This window comes from Protofrankia sp. Cj3, from assembly GCF_917627355.1.
Classification (GTDB): Bacteria; Actinomycetota; Actinomycetes; order Frankiales; family Frankiaceae; genus Protofrankia.
Genome location: NZ_CAKJTR010000065.1, coordinates 5,944 through 12,975 on the forward strand (window position 1 = coordinate 5,944; position 7,032 = coordinate 12,975).

Consider the following 7,032-nt stretch of genomic DNA (forward strand, 5'->3'; position numbering starts at 1 on the left):
CCCTATTGCCGGAGCCTCTTAACCTTCGCCGCGCAGCCGCGACACCCGTCCAAGGAAGTCGTCATCGCCCATGACCACCGATCGTAGCGACGTTCCCGGGCGGCCCCGCCTCGCTGGCGTTATGGGCAGGAGACCAGAGTGACTACGCTGCGGCGCGGTTTGCCTCGTCGGCGAGTGAGACCGCGAGGAGGCGGGTCAGGGCGGGCGTGTCCTGGGTGTCGAGCATGGTGATGTACCCGGGTCGCTGGGTGACCTGGAGTATGGCGGGAAACCCGAACCTGCGGATGGTTTGGTAGGCGATGATCGCGCGGCCGGTGCGGCCATTGCCGTCGGAGAATGGGTGGATGCGTTCGAAGGCGACGTGTCCGCCGGCTATCGCCTCCAGCAGGGCCTCGTTGTCGAGGTTGGCAGTTTGCCACTCAGCCTGGTCGGCCCACTGGAGCATGAGTTCTGGGACGCGTGCGGGTGGTGCGGGCTGCCAAGAGGCACCGGTGACGATGTTGCTGGAGGTCTTGTACTGGCCGCGGTCGTGGGCCAGGTGGTCCATCAGCGCCGTGTGCAGGTCCCGGACCAGGTCGGTGGTCAGGGGTTCGTCGTCGGCGACAGCCTGCAGGATGCGGGCGAGCGCCTCGTAGTGGTTGGCGACCTCGTACAACTCGCGCACCGGCGTGCCGGCCACGGGCACCCGTTCGTCGACCAGCAGGGTGATTGTGTCGGCCAGGGTGAGGGTGTTGCCCTCAAGCGCCGCGGAGTGGTGCGCCAAGCGCACCAGCACGTCCTCGGCGTAGTCCGGCGATAGGACGCCGGCGCGGGCGACCTCGGCGAGGAACTCCTGTCGGGTCCAGGTCACAGCCGGGTCCGCGCCGCATTGATCAGGGCGATCAGGTCGGGCAGGGGGGTGTCCTCGTACCGGCTCACGGCGCGGGCCTCAAGCACCCCGGCATGGATGGTCACCTCGACCGTATCTCCGGGGCCGACGCCCAGAGCACGCAGTTCGGCTGGGCTGATCGTGATGCCCGCCGAATTCCCGATCGTGACGACTTTCTTTCGCATACGAACAGGGTACGTCGCAGTACGAACCCGCTGTGGTGGCGTCCGCCGCCCGGCGCGTCGACGCCGCCCTGCCTGCGCACGCACGAGCCCAGCGACTGGACGAAGGCGCGCATGGGCGAACGATCTTGCCGCTCTCGGCGGGATCGTCGACCTCCACGGCACCGTCCCCATCGAGGCGGCCAGCTCCTCGGCTACCGGCTCTCTCCGCGCCGGGCTTCCTTGTAGTCCTTGACAAGTTCATCGATCTCGGTCTCGTCGAGCGCCAGCATTTCGTCGAGTCGCGCCGCCACAGACCTCAGCGCGGCGATCTCAGCCGTGAGGTCGGTCCTTGTCGGGATGAAGAACCCCACCGTCCGGCCATGTCGCGTTACCGCGATCGGGTGGTCGGCTGCGATGTAGTCCGCGAGTCCGGCGCGGAACTCACGGATCCCCACCTTCGTCGTGACCATGCGACCCTCCTTGTGTATCTGCGTGTACACAACAGTACGCCGCCTGCCCGGTCTTCGCCATGTCCACGGATGCCGGTGGCCCGGGCGTAGCCTGGCGTTGGGGTGCGCTGGCGGTGACGAGACACGGGAGTCGGCACGACCGAGTTGCACGGCGTGCGAGCAGACGTGCTGTCAGGCGTGGCTCACCATGCCGACCCTGCCCGCAGCGTCATTTGACGGTGCCGCTGGCGGTGGTCTCGCGTTGGGTTGAGGTTCGCGGTCATCGGCGACGCCACCTCCGCGGACGAGCATACGATTTTCCATGATCGAGTCCGTGTGGCCCGTCCCGGCAGGCCACGCTGGTGGCAGCGCCGGACGCGGTGATGCGATGGTGCCCGTGTACGGCTGGTCGCCTACAGGGAGGTTCGAGTCCTGACCGCGGATGGGATATTCGGTTTGTCGGGGGCGGCAGCGTGAGCGCCGTCGGCGATGATCACGGCCACGAGACGGGCCAAAGCGTCCGGAACCGCCAAGCCTCCAGAACGCCTGTTCGATTCGGCAGATGATGTGGATGTCGGCGCGGTCACTGGGCATTGCCCCTGGTCAGAGCCCCGGTAGCGACCGGCCGGACAGTGATTTCAGGGCCAGCAACCAAGATCAATAGATTCGGATGCTGGTACATATGGCCGACCACTTTGCCACCGTGCGAACCCTGGCGAGCGACCTGATCCAGAGCGCCGTCCTGTAGCAGTTCCTGATGATCGGCCAAGCGGCCGGGCGAGTCTCGCCCGAGATCCGCGCGTGCTGGCGCGGACCTACTGGCTGTCTGCCCCTCCTCGGCGCGACGGCGGCCTGAGCACAAGGAGGCATGCGGCCGCGGCCCAGACCGGGACACCGGCCGTTGGCTGGAGGTCCACGAACGCTGGGCCTACGACAATCGCGCCTGCGTCCAGCGCCTGCGCCGGCTGGTATGTCTGTGTACCGACTGCCACACCGCGACCCACTTCGGCCTCGCAATGCTGCGCGGCCGGGACAGCGAGGCGCTGGATCACCTATGTCAGGTCACCGGGCTCACCGAGGCGCAGGCGCACGAGCACGTGGATGCCGCCTTCGAACTCTGGACCCAACGGTCCACCACGACCTGGGCTCTTGACCTCAGCATTCTGGCCGCAGCTGGGATCACTGTCGCGCCGCCACCGCCGCCGTCCGAACGGTCCAAGTCCAGGCCCTGAATTGCCACAAGTGATCAACGCACACCCGCGGAAGCTTCGCCCCGTCTTGTACCGTTTCCGCACGGGTAAGGATCGCGGCACTCCAGGTGATAGCGATGATCTCCTGGTCGGCGGCATACAGCAGGTAGTCGCGCAGGACACGGGAGTAGAGCACGTTCGCGTCGGCGAGAACGATCCGGATCAGGTCGGTCTCGTCGGTGGTGGCGCTCATTCGGTTAGGGCCTGTCTGATGGATATTGGCCGAGGTCGTTCTGCACGGCTGCCAGGTCTGCGAGTGCCTCGCGCCGCCGCGGGCGCTCGGTCTCCAGGAACGCCCGGATCGACGAGACGCGCACGCGGTGGTGCGTGCCGACCTTGCGGTACTCCAGCAGGCCGCGGTCCATGAGCTTGCGGACCTGGGGACGTGACATCCCCAGCAGCACCGCAGCCTCGGTGGGAGCCACCTCGGCGGTGCGGGAGGCCACGACTACCCCCGTCCTCCTCACGGGCCCAGGCCAACAACTCAGCCGCCGGCTGTACCCGCTGACCGGCTCGAACCGGCTTGGTCCGGGCGGGACCAGCAACGCCGGCAGTCGGCCCGACGGTCTCGCGCTTGGCCGCATCCGCCATCACGACGAGCGCCGTGCGGTCCTGCTTGTTGCCGGCGACAAGGCCGGCCAGTGGTCAGCCTGGTACGAAAGAGAGATTCCGCTCGCCGAAGCCCGCTACGCCCTCGACCTCAAGGAACGTGACGCGTGAGCACCGCCCACGGATACGATAGAGACGGCTTCCTCGCCGAGTTCTTCCCCGACGAACACAACCGCCGCGAGGTCGAGGCAGGGGCGGGACGGCTCGTGGCGGAGAACCGCGCACATCGGCTCGCCGAGATGCGTCGACGCTTGGGCCTCAACCGCATGCACGTCCGACAGGAACGTGTCTCCTCGCGTCGCACGGTGGTCAGCGCGCCCACGAACGGCCAGCGTGTCACCATCGTGGGCGTCAGGCCTGCGCCGGAGACCCTCGAGGACGCAGTCTCGTGTCAGTCCTCGCGGGACAAGCGGCGCAAGCGTTCCTCGGAGGCCATCCTGCCCAGTGGAGGTAGAGCCATCAGCGGCACCATCGCCGGTGACAGGCTGCTCGATCTACTCGAGTCCGGCTGGCGGCGAGAGCTCCGGGCCGGTGCCCTCGCCGGACGGCTTGAGGCAGAGCCTGGGCTCGCGCAGGCGGTGGCTACGGCGCTGGGAGCGCAGTCCCGGGTGCTGGGGGCAGGCGGGGTGGCGCGGAGGTGGCCCGCCTGCGTCGTCGTCGGGATCGCCCGCGCCGCGTCCGGGGCCGGCACGACGGCGTTCTGGCCGGCCTGGCACCGGGCCGCGGGGCTGCGGTCACGTGCGCGGTCCGCCCGTGAGTGGGGTGACGCCTTCCTCGCGGCGCTCGGGGTGCTGGGGCTGCCTGGCGCGCCCGCTGTCGAGGTGGCCGTGCTCGCCCACGTGGCCGCACCGGAGGAGCACACCGGTTCCGCGGGCGGCCTCCCCGACGGGGTGGGCCAGGCGCGCCTTGACCCGTTCGGCGGCGGGGTCCTCCTGACGGACGGCGTCTCGGGACAGGCCCGCGCGGCGCTGCCGGAGGAGATCACCGCCGAGGGCGCCACGTTGCTGGCCTTCGACGAGAACGGGACGCTCGTGGACGGGGCACTGCCCGCCGACGCCGTCTGGCTGCTCTGCCCGGCAGGCGCTGAGCTGCGCTCCGACGCGCCGGTCCGGACCCTCGTGACAAGCACGCTCCCGCTGGCCTGGCGTGGCTGGCGCCTCATCCAGGTGGACCTGCGGGAGGCTGGTTGGATCGCCCTCGGTACCGATGCCGATGCCGATGCCGACGCCGATGCGGACGCCGATGCCGATGCCGACGCCAGCCGGCGCCTCGTGCGCGGCCGGACCAGGCCGGTGCTGCGCACGGGTCCGCCGATCCCCGGCGTCACGACCGTCGCCGGCGGGCCTGTCCTCGCCTCGCCCCCCGAGGTCCTGCTCCCGCCCGGTCAGGCCACCTTCCGGGTCGAGGCACGGCGGACGGGCTCCGCGGCCACCCTCGCGAGTGTCACGACGACCGGTGACACGTGGCGACCGGACGTCCTGTGGCGCGGTATGCGGCGGCCGCTGCTCGGCGAGGTCGTGATCTCTGTGGTCCCCGGGCTGCGCCGCACGGTGGTACTCGCGGAGGGCCTGGGCGTCACCGCATACCCGGCCCCTCGGCTTACCAGCCCTCGGGGGCTTCAGCCCGCGGAGGCGGTGATCTCGGCCCCGCCGGGCATGACGGTCTCCCCGGCCGCGGCCGCCTACCAGGAGGAGACGGTGACGCGGGAGGTCACCTGCGTCGCCGGCGCGGTGGTCCAGCGCCTGGCCGTGACCCCGCCGCACCTGCGGCTGCGGATCGATCCCGAGCCGGGCAGCGGCGCCGAGGCGACCGGGTGGCACCACGCGGGCCCGCTGCGCCTCACCCACGACGACCTGTGGCGCGGGGGCCTGCTGCGCATCGACCTGCCGGGCGCCGCCACGCCACCGGCGATCACGCTCATGGCGGGCGGAGAACCCGTCCAGGTCCTGAGGGCGCTGCGCGACGGCCGCTACCCGCTGCGCCGTATCCTGGACACGGCAGCCGTCCACGGCGACACCGAGCTCACCATCACCGTCAGCGAGGGAACCGTCGTGACATTCGCCACCGTGACCGGCGCCGGCCCGGCCGATGATCCGTGGACGGTCACACCGGCCTGACATCGCAGCCCCTCGCGTGGGCCACCCGCGAGGGCCCCTGAACAGCGAGAAACCCCGACACGAGATTCTTCAGTGATGGACGTGATCGCCACCGCCGAGCACCTCAGCCTGACGTACCGCCGCTACCTGCGGTCGCTGCTGCCGGTGCGCGACCCGAAGCTCGCGCGGGCGCTGCGGGACGCGATCGACGCCAGCCCGCTGCTGACCAAGGGGCCGCTGCTCGAGGCGACACCGCCGTACGCGGCGGGCGCCAGCCTGCGGCGGCTGATCGCCGACGGTGTCCTGCCCAGCGGGTTCGCCCGGCTCGGCGGGCCCGCGCTGCCGCTGGACCGGCCGCTGTACGCGCACCAGGAAACGGCGATCCGCAAAGCCGCCGCGGGCCGCAACCTCGTCGTCGCGACCGGGACCGGGTCGGGCAAGACGGAGAGCTTCCTGCTGCCGGTCCTCGCCGAGCTCGTCCGGCAGCGGGACGCCGGGACGCTGGGTCCAGGGGTCCGGGCGCTGCTGCTGTACCCGATGAACGCCCTGGCCAACGACCAGGTGCGCCGGCTGCGGCAGGTGCTCGCGGGCGCACCCGAGATCACGTTCGGCCGGTACACCGGGGAGACACCGGAGCGGCCCGCCGAGGGCGCCTCCCTGTTCGAGGCCCTGAACCCGGGCGAGGCCAGGCTCTCGAACGAGCTGCTCTCCCGAACCGAGATGCGCGACAGCCCGCCGCACCTGTTGCTGACCAACTACGCGATGCTGGAGTACCTGCTGCTGCGCCCCGCGGACATGGACCTGTTCGAGGGGCCGCACGGCGGGCACTGGCGCTTCGTCGTGCTGGACGAGGCGCACGTCTACGACGGGGCGAAGGCCGAGGAAGTCGGCATGCTGTTACGCCGGCTCAAGCAGAAGGTCTTCTCCCGGAAAAAGGACTCCGCCCGCCCGCTGCAGGCCATCGCGACGTCCGCCACCGTCGGCAACAGCCCGGCGGCCGTCATGGAGTTCGCCGCGAAGCTGTTCGACGCCCCGTTCGAGTGGAGTCCGGGCAACCCGACCCGCCAGGACCTCGTCCAGGCTACCCGGGTGGCGGTGCCGGACGGCCCGGTCCAGGACGCCCCCGACCTCGGGCCGGCCGACGCCGCCGGCCTCGGCCGGGTCCGCGCGCTGCTCGCCGACGGGCCGCGCCTGTTCACCGACCTGGCCGAGGCCGCGGGGATCTCCGGGGCCCGGCTGGCGGAACTGGTCGCGCTCGGCACGGCGGCCCGGGACGCCTCGGGCGCGCCGATGCTGTCCGCGCGCTACCACCTGTTCGCCCGCGCCACCGAGGGCGCGTTCACCTGCCTCGCGGGTGACGCCGGGAGCACGGGCGGGCCGCACGTGGCACTGGCCCGGCGCGAGGTCTGCCCCGACTGCTCGGCCGCGGTGTTCGAGTTCGGGTGCTGCAAGCGGTGCGGCGCCGTGCACCTCACCGGCGTCATCCAGAAGGAGAGATCCGGGGAGTACTTCACCTCCCGGGTCGCGCGTGGCGACCGACGCGCATGGCTCGTCCTCGGTGACCCGCCGCGGCCGCAGGACGCGGCGCGGCCCGAG

At 71.1% G+C, this 7,032-nt stretch carries 8 protein-coding genes; 3 read left to right on the forward strand and 5 right to left on the reverse strand.

Features of this window, described 5'->3' with window-relative positions:
- Positions 1 to 142: 142 nt before the first annotated feature.
- The 5 genes from MJ783_RS11130 to MJ783_RS11150 all read right to left on the reverse strand — a co-directional run bounded on the left by MJ783_RS11130 (position 143) and on the right by MJ783_RS11150 (position 3,177).
- Positions 143 to 850 (reverse strand): Fic family protein, encoded by a 708-nt coding sequence (locus MJ783_RS11130; protein WP_239310326.1) that lies wholly within the window; start codon positions 848 to 850, stop codon positions 143 to 145.
- Positions 847 to 1,053 carry a MazF family transcriptional regulator gene (locus MJ783_RS11135; protein WP_239310327.1) on the reverse strand — a complete coding sequence of 69 codons (207 nt, stop codon included), beginning with the start codon at positions 1,051 to 1,053 and terminating at the stop codon, positions 847 to 849. Before MJ783_RS11135 ends, MJ783_RS11130 begins: the two co-directional genes overlap by 4 nt.
- A 191-nt stretch (positions 1,054 to 1,244) precedes the next feature.
- Complete coding sequence (locus MJ783_RS11140) at positions 1,245 to 1,502, reverse strand: hypothetical protein (protein ID WP_239310328.1); 258 nt, start codon at positions 1,500 to 1,502, stop codon at positions 1,245 to 1,247.
- A 1,158-nt stretch (positions 1,503 to 2,660) separates the two neighbouring features.
- Positions 2,661 to 2,924 carry a hypothetical protein gene (locus MJ783_RS11145; protein WP_239310329.1) on the reverse strand — a complete coding sequence of 88 codons (264 nt, stop codon included), beginning with the start codon at positions 2,922 to 2,924 and terminating at the stop codon, positions 2,661 to 2,663.
- Positions 2,925 to 2,928: 4 nt separating this feature from the next.
- Positions 2,929 to 3,177, reverse strand: coding sequence for a helix-turn-helix domain-containing protein (locus MJ783_RS11150; protein ID WP_239310330.1), 249 nt, complete (start codon positions 3,175 to 3,177; stop codon positions 2,929 to 2,931).
- Here MJ783_RS11150 and MJ783_RS11155 point away from each other — a divergent pair.
- From MJ783_RS11155 to MJ783_RS11165, 3 genes are all read left to right on the forward strand, one after another.
- A complete protein-coding gene (locus tag MJ783_RS11155) occupies positions 3,164 to 3,451 on the forward strand; it encodes a hypothetical protein (RefSeq protein WP_239310331.1) in 288 nt (95 codons plus the stop codon). The two genes, MJ783_RS11150 and MJ783_RS11155, sit on opposite strands and share 14 nt — an antisense overlap.
- The gene (locus tag MJ783_RS11160; RefSeq protein WP_239310332.1) at positions 3,448 to 5,457 is read left to right on the forward strand and encodes a hypothetical protein; all 2,010 of its coding nucleotides are present in this window, start codon (positions 3,448 to 3,450) and stop codon (positions 5,455 to 5,457) included. Before MJ783_RS11155 ends, MJ783_RS11160 begins: the two co-directional genes overlap by 4 nt.
- Before the next feature lie 75 nt (positions 5,458 to 5,532).
- The coding region (locus tag MJ783_RS11165; RefSeq protein WP_239310333.1) for a DEAD/DEAH box helicase at positions 5,533 to 7,032 on the forward strand (1,500 nt) is incomplete at its 3' end.